At 64.0% G+C, this 16,403-nt stretch carries 10 protein-coding genes; 8 read left to right on the top strand and 2 right to left on the bottom strand.

The genetic code is table 11. The features are described from left to right. Positions 1–12 precede the first annotated feature (12 nt). Together AC1RRC_RS06815 and AC1RRC_RS06810 are read right to left on the bottom strand one after the other, a co-directional pair. On the bottom strand, positions 13–5,004 hold the full coding sequence (locus AC1RRC_RS06815) for an OmpL47-type beta-barrel domain-containing protein (RefSeq protein WP_493054503.1): 4,992 nt from the start codon (positions 5,002–5,004) through the stop codon (positions 13–15). 392 nt (positions 5,005–5,396) lie between these two features. After that, positions 5,397–6,434, bottom strand: coding sequence for a glycoside hydrolase family 43 protein (locus AC1RRC_RS06810; protein ID WP_493054502.1), 1,038 nt, complete (start codon positions 6,432–6,434; stop codon positions 5,397–5,399). Positions 6,435–6,718: 284 nt separating this feature from the next. Between AC1RRC_RS06810 and wrbA the strand changes: the two genes are divergently transcribed. The 8 genes from wrbA (at position 6,719) to AC1RRC_RS06770 (ending at position 16,385) form a co-directional block, all read left to right on the top strand. Beyond that, positions 6,719–7,330, top strand: a complete 612-nt coding sequence (wrbA, locus tag AC1RRC_RS06805) for an NAD(P)H:quinone oxidoreductase (protein WP_493054501.1) — start codon at positions 6,719–6,721, stop codon at positions 7,328–7,330. Next, on the top strand, positions 7,327–7,743 hold the full coding sequence (locus AC1RRC_RS06800) for a DUF2069 domain-containing protein (RefSeq protein WP_493054500.1): 417 nt from the start codon (positions 7,327–7,329) through the stop codon (positions 7,741–7,743). Before wrbA ends, AC1RRC_RS06800 begins: the two co-directional genes overlap by 4 nt. Next, entirely contained in the window at positions 7,740–9,176 is a 1,437-nt protein-coding gene (locus AC1RRC_RS06795) for an FAD-binding oxidoreductase (RefSeq protein WP_493054499.1), read from the top strand. Before AC1RRC_RS06800 ends, AC1RRC_RS06795 begins: the two co-directional genes overlap by 4 nt. Beyond that, positions 9,173–9,640, top strand: a complete 468-nt coding sequence (locus tag AC1RRC_RS06790; protein ID WP_493054498.1) for a DUF4124 domain-containing protein — start codon at positions 9,173–9,175, stop codon at positions 9,638–9,640. The genes AC1RRC_RS06795 and AC1RRC_RS06790 overlap by 4 nt, the downstream gene beginning before the upstream one ends. After that, positions 9,640–12,228, top strand: coding sequence for an FtsX-like permease family protein (locus tag AC1RRC_RS06785; RefSeq protein WP_493054497.1), 2,589 nt, complete (start codon positions 9,640–9,642; stop codon positions 12,226–12,228). The genes AC1RRC_RS06790 and AC1RRC_RS06785 overlap by 1 nt, the downstream gene beginning before the upstream one ends. Positions 12,229–12,341: 113 nt before the next feature. Next, positions 12,342–13,436 (top strand): lipocalin-like domain-containing protein, encoded by a 1,095-nt coding sequence (locus AC1RRC_RS06780; RefSeq protein ID WP_493054711.1) that lies wholly within the window; start codon positions 12,342–12,344, stop codon positions 13,434–13,436. Positions 13,437–13,451: 15 nt separating this feature from the next. Further along, positions 13,452–15,323: an ABC transporter transmembrane domain-containing protein gene (locus AC1RRC_RS06775; RefSeq protein WP_493054496.1), complete on the top strand. Its 1,872-nt coding sequence runs from the start codon at positions 13,452–13,454 to the stop codon at positions 15,321–15,323. A 6-nt stretch (positions 15,324–15,329) separates the two neighbouring features. Beyond that, positions 15,330–16,385, top strand: a complete 1,056-nt coding sequence (locus tag AC1RRC_RS06770) for a DUF1176 domain-containing protein (RefSeq protein WP_493054495.1) — start codon at positions 15,330–15,332, stop codon at positions 16,383–16,385. Positions 16,386–16,403 lie beyond the last annotated feature (18 nt).

The following is a 16,403-nucleotide window of genomic DNA, read 5'->3' as shown; positions in this document are numbered from 1 at the left end:
GATGGATCTTCCTTATAAGGAGCCGCGCAACAGCTGCGGCGTGTAAGCGATGACGGCCCGGTTCGGGTTCGAGAACGTCAGGTTCACGGTCACCGCCACACCCGGGGCGAGTCCGCCGGCCAGCGAGACATAAGGTGCGCCACTGGCATCCGTTCCCGTGGCGTTGTCCAGCACGAGACCGCCGGCCATGTTGCCCAGCCTGAGTTGCAGGGGGCCGTTCAGCGTCGAGCCGGTCGAGTTGGTGATCCTGACGCTGCCGACATACTTGCCGGTGGCACGGTTCAGGGTCGCGCCCACCTGCGTCATCTGCACGCTGGCCGTCATGTCGATCGGCCCGACATTCAGTAACAGCGCGCGCGACGGTTCGACGTTGCCAGCCTGGTCCACGCTCCAGTACACCAGGTTATGCGTCCCCTTGGCGCTCAAGGTCACCGCACCGCCCGTCTGTTGGGCACCGCCATTGAGCGTGTAATACGTCGTCGCGTTGCCGGAACCGGCATCCGCGGCGGCCATGTTCACCGTCACGTCGCCGCTGTACCAGCCGCTGGCCGGCAAGACCGGGCTGGTGCTGGCGGTGGTGGCGGGCGCCGTCTTGTCGATCTTCACGGACACGCTGCGCTGCGCCTCGATATTGCCGGCCCAGTCCACGCTCCAGTACACCAGCGAATGGTTGCCTTCCGTGCTGAACAGGACCGCCTTGCCGGTCTGCTGGGCGCTGCCGTCGGCCTTGTAATAGGTCGCCTGGATGCCCGAGCCGTCATCAACCGGCGTCAAGGTCACCATGCGGTCGGTATTGACCCAGCCTTGCGGCGCGTTGTCGGTGGTGGCCGGCGCTGTGGTATCGGCGCCATGCACCGAACCGTGGAAGCGCACTTCCTTCATGGTGCCGAACCAGTTGTTGCCGTTATAGATACGCAGGTAGCGGTATGGCGCCGGGCTGGTGACTTTCAGCGTCTGCCAATCCTGCGAATTCACCGCCGACGCGGTCAGGTTGGTCCAGTTGGTATTGTCATTGGAACCCTGGATCACGGCGCCGGCCATGCGGCTGGAATACTGGTCCTGGCTGCCCACCAGTTCCACGCTGCTCAGGGTCACCTGGTTGCCGGCCTTGAAGTCAAATTCAATGTAGGCGCCATAGCCGGAACTGGTGCCGTTGCGGAAATCGGAGCCGGAGCCCAGGTTGCCATCGAACAGACTGTTCACATAGCCCAGCGTGGACGCCGCCGGGCGATTGGTCGTTGAGTCGATCAGCGTGGCGATGGTGCTGACGTTTTTGATCGTATCCGACTCGTCGACCAGGTTCAGCGACGTGCCGTCCGTGGTCACGTTACCCGGGTAGCCATCCTTGCCTGCCTGGGTCTTGTAATGGACGGCGAAGTTCACCGCGCCGGCCGTGACACCCTGGGGCAGGGTCGCCGTGGCGGTGAAGTTGATGTTGTCCGTGGTGGTGACCGTGGCGGCAGTCCCCTGGATCGTGGCGGTGACGTTGTTGATGGCCTCCTTGGCGGTGAAGGTCAGCTTGACGGTGTTGCCGGGCACGATCCGGGTGCGCAGGGCCTGCGCCGAGCTGATCGAGGCCGATGCGATCATATTGGTCGATTCCGCCACGCCATACAGCCGCAGCTCGGTCATCGTGCCATACCAGTTGTTGCCGTTGAAGACACGGATGTAACGGTAAGGCGTCGGATCGGTGATGTTCAGGGTCTGCCAGTCCATGGTGGCGCCGGCGCCGTTGGAAATCGTGGTCCAGGCCGCTTTGTCGTTGGAGCCCTGGATCACGGTGCCGCCAACACGGGTGTAGTACTGGTCCTGGTTGCCGATAATTTCCGCCCTGGACAGCTTGGCCGCGCCTCCGCCGCGGAAGTCGAACTCGACCCATCCGCCGTAGCCGCTGCCATTGACGCGGTAGTCGGTGGCCGAGCCCAGGTTTTTGTCGAACAACTTGTTGACCGTTGTCAGCGCATCGCTGGTGTTCCTGCCGGAGGAATCGGTCACGGTCGTGATGGCGAGCAGATTGCCGAGGTAATTGGTCTGGTCGGAAATGAACAAGCCGGTGGCGTCGGTGGTCAGGAAGGTCGGTTCCGCATCCAGGCCGCCGTCCGTCTTGTAGTTGACGAGGAATTTCACGGCGCCCGGCGCAGTGGCGCCGCTGACGATCGCCGACGCCGTCCAGTTCAGGTTGTCGGTGGTGGCGATGGTGGCCGGGATCCCTTGAATCGTGGCCGCCACGCTGTTGACCGGCTCCGTCGTCACGAACGACAGTTTGACGGTATCGCCCGCGATGACGCGGTTGCGCAGCGCTTGCGCCGAGCTGATCGAGAGCGCCTTGATCTTGTTGACCGTCTCGTGGCGCGCGCCGTAGATCCTGAATTCGCCCAACTGGAGCAGCGGGCTGGTCGGTTCGAGCACCTGTATCCGGATGAAGCGCCAGCGCCTGTTCTTCAAGTCCTCCTGCACTTCCAGCGTCTGCATCTCGTCCACCACGGTGGACAGGCCGGGAGTCAAACGGGTCCAGTTCTCGCTGTCGTTTGAGCCGTAGATGGCGATACCGCCGCCACGCTCGGGGAAGGTCTGTACCGCCTGCAGCTGAAACAGATTGGGCGACACCTTGAAGCTCGGACCGAAGTCCATGGTGATGGCGCCATTCTTCGCGTAGCCGAAATTGACCGACGAACCGGGATTGTTATCGACATAGAACCTGGCGTCGGCGCCCATGTTCGACGCGTAAAGCAGCTTGGCAAAATCGATGCTTCCATCGCTCAGCACCGGCGTTAATTCCTGCAGCCCCGCGACCGCCGTGCGCAATGCCGCCAGCTTCTGGAAGAAGACGTCGTCGCTTGCGCTGCCGATCACGCTCACGATGTCCGCATACGCGGCGTTGTAGGGCGGGACGGACGATACGACGTACGGCGTGTTCGGATTGTACGCGGCCGCCGCCAGGTCGACCGCCGCCTGCCGGTCGGTGCTGACGACGACAGTGACGCGCTTCATGGAGACAGCGGTGCCGTCCGAGACGCCGATGAGGAAGGTATAGGTGCCGGCGACCGACGGCTTCCAGGAAAACGCCCCGGTACTGGTGTTGAGCGAGGCACCCTGCGGCAGGTTGTCCGCCTGGTAGGTGAGCACATCGCTGGCATTGGCGTCCGTCGCCGCGAAGCTCAGCGTGGTCGTCAGCGAGGTGCCCGCATAGCTGTACAGGGCCAGATCGGCATTGCCAGCCGTAAACGCGGGCGGTGTCAGCGCGGTGCTGGACTGGATATGCAGATGGTCGATGTCGACCTTGGTGCCATTGCCGGTGATCGCCAGCGGCAGGAAGTCATTGACACCGCCAGGGATGATCACATAGCGCCACTGCCCTTTGGTATCCGGCAGCGGGTACACGGTGCCGTAAATGTCCATCGAGGCCGTGCCGTTGGTGCGGACGCGGATGCCATAGTTCGTCGCGCCATAGCCATAACCGAAAATCACCAGCTTGCTGCCTGCCGACGTCGCGGTCACCGCGACATGGGAACCGGTATCGTCCTTCGCGGCGACCGAATTGCCGTCCAACGCCGTGAAACGGTCTTCTGCTTCGCGATACGGATCGGAGATCGGCTTGACCAGGTTCCTGGCGCCCTCCAGCTCGGCGGCCTCCTTCGGGATAAACAGCCAGAAGTCGCCGCCGCCATCGGCGCTGTCCCAGTTATAGGAGGAGCGCTTGGTGAAGAACTTGGTGAAGTTCGGGGCGCGCTGCGCCATGTCGACACCGCGCACATATTGGTAGTAGTAGTACGGTTCCCAGGTATTCGACCCGGTCCTGCCGCGATAGTTGCCCGAGATGAAGCGGTACACGACGGTGGGATTGCCGGCGGCATCGGTATGCGACGCGGTCGGCACCCACGGGATGTCATAGCCCGTCATATAGGAACCGAAATTTTCCGCCGCATCGAGGATGCGGTCGTTGAGGAATTCATACGGACCGACCGCGTTCGCTTCCGTCGACACCGTGCCCAGCACCGGATCGACCTTGGTGCCCTGCCCCATCATCATGCGCGCCAGGATGGCCGCATTGGTGATGTCGCCGGCACCGTGCGCCTGGTCGCGGCCCATTTCCACGTGCTGCACCACCGGCGGCACGTCCTCGCCGGTCAAGTCGTTTTTCGTCACCAGGCGGAACAATTGCTGGATGGCGCCGTTCTGGCCCTGGTCCACCGCATCCTTGTTAACGGTAAACCATTCGACGGTCTCGTTATACTTTTCCCGGTCTTCGGCAAATATATACCCTGACATCGCCCCGATCGTCGTGTACAGGTGCTGGTTCATGAACCGGCAATTGCAGCTATTGAACGTCTGGACGACCGGCAGCACCAGGTTAGTGGTGAAACTGGCGGTGTCGGCATCGGTCCATTCCAGCGCCGGGTCGGTGGTGCTGGAGTAGCGCAGGATTTCCGCCGCGCTGGTCATCCAGCTGAGAGGAATGCCTGTGTGAATGTGGGAATCGACGTAATGCACATACTGCGCCGGGTCCATCTGCGCGTACAGGCGGATGATGCGCATGGCGTTATAGCGGTAGGTCGCGTCGCCGGTCACGTAATACAGCAAGGCCTGCGTGTAGGCCGTCCGCGCATCAGAGATGAACAGCGCTTCAATCCCCTGCGCACTGATGCCGAAGTAACGCGGCTTCGAGGCGTCGCTGGCATTGACGTTCTTGATCGACGGCGTCTTCGACGCGGCGCTGGAATACAGCATGTTGTTGAAATAGGTGGTCCAGGGTTCCTTTTGGGCCCGCACCTGGGTCCGCATGTTCTCGAGGACGCCCTTGGTGACATTGATGCCGGGATGGCGGAAGCCGCTGGCGTCGACCCGTTCGCTGAGCGCCGGCAGGTAACTGGTGGCCAGCGTTTGTATGCTGTCGGCCGCCTGGGCGGTTTGCATCGGCAGTGGCAACAGCGCCGTGGCGATGCCCGCTGAAACGATCAGCGCGGCCAGGCGCTTTAACGGCAAGTCTAATTTGTGCTTTTTCATTTTTTCCCCTCCATTTTATGAAGCCTTATGTGACTACCACTGGCGCCACGCGGACTTTTATATTTAAAAGACAATCATGTTCAAAAAAACACGCTTAAAATCGCGCCGGCCAATTTTTGTATCTTATATATAACATACAGCACTGCCCAAAAAAATAAGCACAAGAGTACGTGCTCTGGTGCTGCGGGCGGCGGGTCGGCTTTAAGCCGCCCTCGCCGGTGCTGTTTTGCGACAGCAGCGTGTTATCGATATCAAATCCTAAAGCATTGCCAGATGCATGTCTACAGATTTTTGAGGGCGGACTCTTGCGCTGGCGCGGTTAATCCGCCTTGACAGGACGGCCGGTGGCGGCCCGGTAAATGCCGCTGGCAGCTGACGGGAAGTAACTCGCCTCAGTTCAGCGGCCTGCCCGCCCATTTGGCCTGCAGCGCCCGGTATTCACCGGCGCTAATGTTGAGGATGGAACCGTGCCGCTTTTTGCCGGCGCCAAACGAAATACGCGCCGGGTCGACAACCTTGAAGTTCTCCGCCCTGGACAGATCGCGCGACGCCAGGGCCAGGTAGCCACGGTTTTTCGCATACTGGTCGACCCACAGACCCCATTCACCGGTCTGGGTTATGCGGAACAATATCGGACCCTCGACATCCTTGCCGCTCAGCCCCACCGCCCGCAGGTCGCCAATCCGGCGCCACTCGCCCAGGATCTCGTTGGCCCCTTCCAGCGTGATCTGGCCGTCGCCGGAAGCACGGTAATAGCGGTACGGCGTTCCTGGTTCATCCACCTTGACGATTTGCGTGTCGAGCAGGCCGACCGTGCCGGGCCGGTCGATATACAACCGCGACGGCGTAAAACTGACGAAATCCCTGGTGCGGGAATAATAAATACGCGGCTTGGTGATGCCATCCTTCGGGCTGATGGTGGTCCAATACACGATATAGTCGCCCGCCGCTTCATCGTAGATGGCTTCCGGCGCCCACATGCAGCCGGCATCGGGAATATCGCCGGCAATGTTCACCAGCCGGGGCGCCGACCAGTTCAGCAAGTCGTCCGATTCGAACACCACCATCGAGGTGCTGCCTTTATGCATCGCCACATCCCAGCCCTTGCCGCTTTCTATCCGCAGGTCGGTCGCCAGGATATAAAATTTTCCGCCTGTGGCCGCGCGCACAATGGCGGGGTCGCGCAAGCCCTTCTCTCCCAGGGCCGAGCGCAGTACCGGACGGCCGCCATTCAGGTCGGTCCAGCGGTAGCCGTCCGGACTGACCGAGAAATACAGTTGCTCGCCATCGGGCCCCTCCCCTGTGAAGTGCACCAGCAGGTAGTCCTGGTAGGCCGGCGATGCGGCCGCCGCCGGCGACACCAGTCCCGCGGCGGCGATAATGCCGGCGATGGCGAGCCCGGCGATGAAGTGTATGTGCTTGGAAATCATGGTTGTGCGTGACCTGGCATCCCTGCCAGCGATTAAGGTTGCATGGCCGCGCAGCCTGGCGCAGCGGCATAGCCAATCGCCAGTGTTTGAACATGGTGCTCATGGATTCTGACAGCGGCACGGCGGCATGGACTGGCGCGGGAGTAGCGCCCGATTCTATGGGTACATGATAGCGCCGAGCTATGCGGTTTTGCGGATGAACTATGTGAAAAGCAGATAACAGACGTCCAGAGCGCAGCCCGCCACTATAGGCTCCATGCCCCGGATTAACATACAATAATGCAATGACCACCCCAGACCTTATCATTCTTGTCTTATATTACTCACGCCATGGCGCAACGCGCCGCCTGGCCGAGCTGATCGGCCAGGGCATCGACAGCGTGCCCGGCTGCGAAGCGCGGCTGCGCACCGTGCCGGCCGTGTCCAGCGTGGCCGAAGCCACCGCGTCCAATGTGCCGGACCAGGGCGCCCCGTACGTGGAACTCGACGATTTGCGTGACTGCGCGGCACTGGCGCTGGGCTCGCCTACCCGATTCGGCAACATGGCGTCGGCCATGAAGTATTTCTGGGATGGCACCTCGGCCGAATGGGTGTCCGGCACCCTGGCGGGCAAACCCGCCTGTGTCTTCACCTCGACCGGTAGCCTGCACGGCGGCCAGGAATCGACCTTGCTGACCATGATGATACCCCTGCTGCACCATGGCATGATGGTGATGGGCTTGCCCTATACCAATCCCGAACTGATGACCACCTCCAGCGGCGGATCGCCGTACGGCGCCACGCATTGGGCGGGACTGGACGGCAAGCTGCCGCTGACGGATGATGAGAAAAAGCTGGCGGTGGCACAAGGAAAAAGGCTGGCGGAAACCGCCTGGAAGTTGCGGAGCCCAACATGAACAGTCCCATGATCGACAACAAACAAAAATTCTTCCATATCGGCGCGGTGGCCAGCATGGGCTTGCTGATCCTGTGGTGCATCGCGTGGGAAACCGTGCTGGCGCCGCTGAAACCGGGCGGTTCGTGGCTGGCGCTGAAGGCCGCGCCGCTGCTGTTCCCGCTGGCCGGCATCATCAAGCGCGACATTTACACCCTGCAGTGGACTTCGATGATGGTGTTGTTGTACTTCACCGAAGGCGTGGTGCGCGGCTGGAGCGACCTCGGCGCCACTTCCGCCTGGCTGGGCTGGGGCGAAGCCGCGATCGTCGTGGTGTATTTCATTTGCGCCGTCATGTATGTGCGCCCTTATAAACAGGCGGCCCGCAAGATCGCCAAGGATTTGCTGGAGAAGGTCAACACCACGGCCAAATGATGACCACCGCCCTGTCCACCGCTTCCGCGAACGCCTTCCTGGCGCACTGCCGCACCTTGCTGGGCGACCAGTATGTGTTGACGCATGCCGGCGAAATGGCGCCCTATCTGACGGACTGGCGCGGCCGCTTTACCGGCAGCGCGCTGGCCGTGCTGCGTCCCGGGACGGTGGAACAAGTCGCCGACACCGTGCGCGCCTGCGCCCAATGGCGTGTACCCGTGGTGCCGCAGGGCGGCAAGACCGGGCTGGTGCTGGGCAGCGTGCCCGATGATACCGGCACGGCCATCGTATTGTCGCTGGCGCGGCTGGACCGCATCCGCCAGGTCGATCCCTTTAATCGCACCATGACGGTCGATGCCGGCTGTATCCTGCAAGCGGTGCAGCAAGCCGCGCAGGAGCATGGCTGTTTGTTCCCGCTGTCGCTGGCGGCCGAAGGCAGTTGCACCATCGGCGGCAACCTGGCCACCAATGCGGGCGGCACCGCCGTGCTGCGCTACGGGAACATGCGCGAACTGTGCCTGGGCCTGGAAGTGGTCACGCCCCAGGGCGACGTGTGGAATGGGCTGCGCGCGCTGCGCAAGGATAATACCGGCTACGACTTGCGCGACCTGTATATCGGCGCCGAAGGCACGCTGGGCATCATCACCGGCGCGGTCTTGAAACTGTATCCGCAGCCCAAAGCCTGCATTACGGCGCTGGCCGCCCTGCCCTCCCCGGAGTCCGCGCTGGACCTGCTGAAGCTGGCGCAAGACCGCGCAAGCGCCAGCCTGACGGGTTTTGAACTGATGTCGGCGTTTTGCCTGCACCTGGTGCGCACCCACTTCCCCCAGTTGCCGCAGCCGTTTACCGCGGCGCATCCGCAGTTCGTCTTGCTGGAACTGTCGAGCAGCGAATCCGAGGCCCACGCGGTGGCGCTGCTGGAGCAGACCATCGGCGCAGCCTTGGAACGCCACATCATTCATGACGCCGTGGTGGCGTCGTCGATCGCGCAATCGCAGGCGCTGTGGCAATTGCGCGAACATATCCCGCTGGCGCAAGCCAAGGCCGGCAAGAATATCAAGCACGATATCTCCCTGCAGGTGTCGTCCATCCCCGCCTTTATTGCGCAGACGGCGCCGCAATTGCAGCGCGCGTTCCCCGGCTGCCAGCTGGTGTGCTTCGGCCACCTGGGCGACGGCAACCTGCATTTCAATGTGGCGCCGCCGGACGGCATCGGCCACGAAGCGTTCCTGGCCAACCAGGCCGAAGTCAACCGCGTTGTGCATGACGCGGTCGACCATTTCGATGGTTCGATCTCGGCCGAACACGGGATCGGCGCGTTGAAGCGCGATGAACTGGCGCGCTATAAATCGCCGCTGGAACTGCAACTGATGCGCGCCATCAAGCAGGCGCTCGACCCGCACAACATCATGAATCCGGGGAAAATCCTGTGAATACCCTGCGCCTGCCGCGATCGGCCATGTTGCCCGCCTCATTGTTGATCCTCCTGACCGCATGGCTGCCATCCCCGGCCAGCCACGCGCAAACCGTGCACAAATGCACGGTGGATGGCAAGGTCACCTACACGGAGCAGCCTTGCCAGAGCGGCACGGCAGCCGTGATCGCCGTGCCGGAAGCGCCCGCCGCCAACCCGGAATCGGCGGCGGAGTTAAAGCGCATGCGCAAGGAAGCCAACACGCTCGAGCGCGAGCGCCACAAGCGCGAAGCCGCCGATGACCGCGCGCAGCAACAGGCCGCGCGCGCCGCGCAGGCGCGCAACAAGCAATGCGCGCGGCTGCGGCTGGAAAAGAAATGGGCCGATGAAGACGTGCGCGGGGCCGTGGTGCAAAACCTGGACCGCGCCAAAACCAAGGCCCAGCGCGCCGCCGACCGGCTGGCGCTGGAGTGCCCCGGCTGATGGCGCCTGCCCGCGAACCACGCGGCGGCGTGCAGCGCCGGCGCCTGGCCGGCTGGCTGCTGTTTGGCGAATGGCGTTCGCACCCGGTGCGGGCATTGTCCGCGATCCTGGCCATCGCGATCGGCGTATCGCTGGGCTTTGCTATCCACCTGATCAATGCCGCCGCCTTCAATGAATTCTCGTCCGCCGTGAAAAGCCTGTCCGGCCAGGCCGACGTCCAGGTCAGCGGCACGGAAAGCATGTTCGACGAACAGGTGTATCCCTTGCTGGCGCAGCGCGACGGCGTGGCCGTGGCGTCGCCGGTGCTGCAAATCCACGCCTCCGTCCCGAACCAGCGCACCCCGCTGGAAATCCTCGGCATCGACATGTTCCGCGCCGGCGCCATCACGCCGGACTTGATGGGGATTCCCGCCGAAGACCATCCAATGGATGCGCTGGCCGACGATACCGTGTTTTTATCGGCCGCCGCGCAAACCTGGCTCAATGCACCGCCCGGCGGCAGCGTGACCCTGCGCGCCGGCACCCAGGCACTGGCGCTGCGGGTGGCAGGCCCCCTGGCGCGGGCCCGCACCGGCCAGCGGCTGGGCGTGATGGACCTTGGCACCGCGCAATGGCGCTTTAACCGGCTTGGCAAGCTGACCCGGATCGACCTCAAGCTGAAGGAAGGCGTGGACCGCGCCGCTTTCAAGGACACGCTGGCGCGCGACCTCCAGCGCGATTATCCGGGCCGTTTCCATGTCGGCAGCCCGAATGACGACGACCAGAACAGCCGCAACGACAATATGAGCCGCGCCTACCGCGTCAACCTGTCGGTGCTGGCGCTGGTGGCGTTGTTTACCGGCGCCTTCCTGGTGTTTTCCACCCAGGCCCTGGCCGTGATCCGGCGCCGCAGCCAGTTTGCCCTGTTGCGCGTGCTGGGCCTGGAGCGGGGCCAGTTACTGCGCCAGGTGATGCTGGAGGGCTTGTCGCTGGGCGTGATCGGCAGCGTGCTCGGCATGGTGGCCGGCTACCTGCTGGCCGCCGGGGCACTGCAAGTGTTTGGCGGCGACCTCGGTGCCGGGCTGTTTTCCGGCGGGCAGCCGGAAGTGCGCTTCACGCCGGTGGCGGCGCTGGTGTATTTCGCGCTGGGTGTCGGCGTGTCGGTGCTGGGCAGCGCCGTGCCGGCGCTGGAAGCGGCGCGCGCCCGCCCCGCCATCGCCCTCAAGGCCGGCGCGGAAGAAGCCGCGCTGGCGCGCTTTGCCCCCGCCTGGCCCGGACTGGCCTGCCTGGCGCTGGCGGCGCTGTTGTCGCAATTGCCGCCGTTGTGGGAATTGCCGATTTTCGGCTACCTGTCGATCGCGCTGATGCTGGTCGGCGCGATTGCCCTGATGCCGCGGCTGGCGGGCCTGGTGTTCCGCCGCCTGTCGGCACTGTGGCAGCAGGGACCGGGCAGCCAGGATAAGGCCTCGCCGGTCGCCGCGCTGACCCTGGCGCGGCTGGCCAATGCGCCGGGGCAGGCCGGCATGGCGCTGGGCGGTGTGCTGTCGAGTTTCAGCCTGATGGTGGCCATGGCGATCATGGTGGCCAGTTTCCGGGTCTCGGTCGATCAATGGTTGCTCGACGTGCTGCCGGCCGACCTGTATGCCAGCAGCGCCAGCGGCGGCGGCACGGCCGGACTGACGCCGGACGAACAGCGGCTGATGCAGGCGCTGCCCGGCATCGCCAAGGCGGATTTCCTGCGCGCCAAACCCTTGCAGCTGGATCCGGCCCGTCCGCCAGTGCTGCTGATGGCCCGCAATGTCGATGCCGCCCGGCCGGAATCCGTGCTGGCCATGGCCGGTCCTTCGCTGCCCGTGCCGGCGGGCCGCATGCCGGTCTGGGTATCGGAACCGATGGCGGACTTGTATAACGTGCGGCCCGGCGCCACCCTGAGCTTGCCGCTGGCCGGCATACCGCGCGATTTTTTCGTGGCCGGCATCTGGCGCGACTATGCGCGCACCCATGGTGCCGTGCAAATCCGGCTTGGCGATTACCAGGCGCTGACCGGTGACGTCGATATCAATAACGTGGCGCTGTGGCTGGCCGGCGGCGCCCGCATGGACGACTTAAAACAGGCCCTGAAGGCGCTGCCGTTCGGCGCCGCGCTGGAACTCAACGAACTATCGGAAATCCGCACCCTCAGCATGAAAATGTTCGACCGCAGCTTCGCCATCACGTATTTGCTGGAAGGGATCGCCATCGTCATCGGCCTGGTCGGCGTGGCCGCCACGTTTTCCGCGCAAACGCTGGCGCGCTCCCGTGAATTCGGCATGCTGCGCCATCTCGGCGTCACGCGCCGCCAGATTCTCGCCATCCTCGCCGTCGAGGGAGGCGCCTTGACGGGACTGGGCATTGCCACCGGGGCCGTACTGGGCTGGGTCATCAGCCTGGTGCTGGTATTTATCGTCAACCCGCAATCGTTCCACTGGACCATGCAATTGCACCTGCCATGGCCGCTGCTGGGTACCGTGGCGGCGGCGCTGCTGGCCGCATCGGCGCTGACGGCGCTGGCTTCGGGGCGGCGCGCGCTGTCCGGGGAACCGATCCGCGCGGTCAGGGAGGACTGGTAATGCCGCATCGTCACACACTGCCCACCCACCGGCCACACCCGCGCGGCGGCGCGCCGATTGGCGCCGGCGCCACCGGCATGTTCGTGGCGCGCGCCCTGGCGCTGCTGTCCTTGATGCTGGTCGCGAGCGCCTTGGCGCTGCTGCCAGCCGCCCCCGCCCTGGCGGCGCCGCCGGTCTATCCGGCCGTGACCCCGCTGCCGCCCGGGCGGACTTTGCAATTCCCGCGCGATTTCGGCGCCCATCCCGCCTATAAGACCGAATGGTGGTACGCCACGGGCTGGGTGAAAACCCCGGATGGCAAGGACCTGGGCTACCAGGTCACGTTTTTCCGCGTCGCGCCGCCGCACGATTCCGCCAATCCCAGCAGCTTCGCGCCGCGCCAGCTGATCATCGGCCACGCGGCGCTGTCCGACGCCGCCACCGGCAAGTTGCAGCACGACCAGCGCTCGGCCCGTGAAGGATTCGGGCTGGCCTATGCGAAGACCGGCGACACCGACGTGAAACTCGATGACTGGCGCATGGTGCGCAAGCCCGACGGCGCCTACCACGTGAGCCTGGCCGCCAGCGGCTTTACGCTGGATTTGACCCTGCGCCCACGCCAGCCAGTGATGCCGCAGGGGGAAAACGGCTATTCGCGCAAGAGCCCCGATCCGCTCAGCGCCAGCTATTACTACAGCGAACCGCAACTGGAGACCACCGGCACGATCACCAGAGGCGGCGTCAAGCCGGCGACGGTGCCGGTGAAGATGCCGGTGACCGGCGTGACCTGGCTGGACCATGAATGGTCGAGCGCCTACCTGGACCCGGACGCGGTGGGCTGGGACTGGGCCGGCATCAACCTCGCCGACGGCGGCGCGCTGATGGCCTTTCATATGCGTAGCAAGACAGGTGGTAAACTGTGGGCGCACGCGACATGGCGCGACGCATCCGGTAAGATCACGCATTACGCGCAGGACCAGGTCAGCTTTACCCCGCAAAGGCGGTGGCGTTCGCCCCGCACCAATGCCGAGTATCCCGTTGCCATCCAGCTTGCCACCGGCGACGCCGTGTGGCAGATCGCGCCCCTGCAGGACGACCAGGAGCTCGATTCGCGCCGCAGCACGGGCGCGGTGTACTGGGAAGGCGCGGTGACCGTGCAGCGTGACGGAGTCCAGGCCGGCAAAGGCTACCTGGAACTGACCGGCTATGTACGGCCCATGAAACTGTAACGATTAGAACGCTCAATGAATAACAGCATCGCAGGCAACAGCAATACCAACCCGGCCGACAACGCCAATCCGGCGCCGGCCGCCGCCCATACCGAAGCGCGCGAACAAAAAAAAGGCAGCCTGGCCGCCCTGAAAGGCTTGCTGCCTTTCCTGCGTCCGTATAAAAAACAATTCGCCATGGCCGGCGTGGCGCTGGTGGTGGCCGCCGGCGCCACCCTGGCGATTCCCGTCGCCTTCAAGCAAATGATCGACCTGGGCTTCGGCGCCGCCGGCTCGGCTGGCAACCACATCGAGCATGTCAACGCCGTGTTCCTGGCGCTGTTTGGCGTGGCCACGGTGCTGGCACTGGCCACCGCCGCGCGTTTTTATACCGTGTCATGGCTGGGCGAACGCGTGACGGCCGACATCCGCAGCGCGGTGTACCGGCACGTGGTCACGCAAAGTCCCGAATTCTTTGAAACCACCCAGACCGGTGAAGTGCTGTCGCGCATCACCACCGACACCACCTTGATCCAGGCGGTGGTCGGCACCAGTATCTCGATGGCGCTGCGCAATGTGCTGCTGTTCCTGGGCGGCCTGGCCATGCTGTTCTTCACGTCGGTCAAACTGTCGTCGATCATCCTCGGCTTGCTGGTGCTGATCGTGGTGCCGATCGTCGGCTTTGGCCGCCGCGTGCGCAAGCTGTCGCGCGCGTCGCAGGACCGGATTGCCGATGCCTCCGCCGTGGCCGGTGAAATCCTCAACGCGATGCCGACCGTGCAAGCGTTTACCCACGAGAAAATCGAAACCGAGCGTTTCAGCACCTCGGTGGAAAACGCATTTACCACGGCGATGCAGCGCATCCGCGCCCGTGCGTTTTTAACCATGCTGGCCATCGTGCTGGTGTTCGGCACCATCGTGTTCGTGCTGTGGCTGGGCGCCCATGCCGTGCTGGAAGGGACCATGACGGGCGGTGAGCTGGGCCAGTTCATCCTGTATGCGACCACCGTGGCCGGCGCGATTGGCGCCTTGTCCGAAGTGATGGGCGAAGCCCAGCGCGCCGCCGGCGCCACCGAACGCCTGCTGGAACTGATGTCCGTGAAATCCGACATCCAGTCGCCGGCCCACCCGCTGGCGCTGCCGCCGCGCGCCGCCAACGGCGCCGCCCTGGCGCTGGGCGACGTGACGTTCTCGTACCCGTCGCGCCCCGACACGGCGGCCCTGTCGCACCTGAATCTGGACATCAAACCCGGCGAAACCATTGCCGTGGTCGGTCCTTCCGGCGCCGGCAAGACCACCCTGTTCCAGTTGTTCCTGCGCTTCTACGACCCGCAACTGGGCTCGATCAAGCTCGATGGCGTCGATATCCGGCAGCTCGACCTGCACACCCTGCGCAACGCGATCGGCATCGTGCCGCAGGACACCGTGATCTTCTCGACCGACGCGATGGAAAACATCCGCTACGGCCGCGCCGGCGCCACCGATGAAGAAGTGATCCAGGCCGCGAAAATGGCCGCCGCCCACGAATTCATCGAACGCTTGCCGAACGGTTACCAGTCGTTCCTGGGCGAGCGCGGCGTGCGCCTGTCCGGCGGCCAGCGCCAGCGCATCGCGATTGCCCGCGCCCTGCTGAAAAACCCGCCGCTGCTGCTGCTGGACGAAGCCACCAGCGCGCTCGACGCGGAATCCGAACGCCTGGTGCAAGGCGCGCTGGAAGCTGCCATGAAAGGCCGCACCACCGTCATCATCGCCCACCGCCTGGCCACCGTGCAGCGCGCCGACCGCATCATCGTGATGGAAGACGGCAAGATCGTCGAAACCGGCAACCATGCGTCACTGGTGGCGCTGGGTGGCATCTATGCGAACCTGGCGGCGCTGCAGTTCCATAATGTGCAAGTGGTGCACTAAAACAGCATGAATGTCCGCAGCGCCCTGGCGCTGACCGCTGTGCTGGCATTGATGCCGGCGGCCGCAGGCGCCGCCGGGTTTGCCGGTATCTACTTCCAGCACCATGACTGGGAACTGGCCTGTGACAATACCGGCACCTGCCGCGCTGCCGGATATCAGGACGACCGTTATAACGAGGCCGTTTCCATCCTGCTGACGCGGTTGGCCGGACCCGAACAATCGGTCAGCGCCACGCTGATGATCGGCAGCCTTGGAGACGCCAGATTCCTCGATCAATTGCCGGAAACATTCGAAGTTAGCATGTTCATTGGCGACCGTGACCATGGCACGCTGCGCCTGCAACGCAATTCCCTCAGCACCGAACTAGATGACGCGCAGACTGCGGCTCTCCTGGGAGCGCTCAGGGGCAACAGCAAGATCGAATGGACCGCCGGCACCACTTTGTGGGAACTCTCTGGCAAAGGTGCTGCCGCCGTCCTGTTGAAAATGGATGAATTCCAGGGCCGGTTGGGCACCAGCGGCGCGCTGTACAAACCCGGCCAAGCCACCGAGTCCAGTGTGCCTGCAACGCAAGCTGCTCCGGTCGTGTACGCGTTTTCCCCTTCCGACAAAAGCATTCGGCTGCCAGGCAGTGCACGCAGAGCCTTGCTGGCGGCCTTGCGCGCCGCCACGCCGATAACAGTTTGCGAAGACTTGCACGGCCCGCTCAACAGCGACGGAATAACCGTCACACGCCTGAATGCCAACCTGGCGCTTGCTTCCACCATGTGCTTCCTGGCGCCGTACAACACCAGCCATGGCTACTGGATCATCAACGTACGCCCGCCGTACGGCCCCAAACTGGTCACTGCCGCGGGTTCCGGGTATGCGGCGGGCATCGTTTCGGGCGTATTCAAAGGCCGGGGCATCGGTGACTGCATGAATTCCAGCCAATGGACGTGGAATGGCGCGCAATTCGTGCTGACGGAATCGTCCACTACGGGTATGTGCAAAGCCATTGCCGCCGGCGGCGCATGGGAATTGCCGACGCTGGTCACCGAAGTGCGCCAACAAAAAAGGTAAGCGATAATCAGCATAATT

It is taken from the genome of Pseudoduganella sp. GW821-FHT12E03 (assembly GCF_058807115.1).
This window is presented reverse-complemented; position numbering and strand designations above follow the sequence as displayed.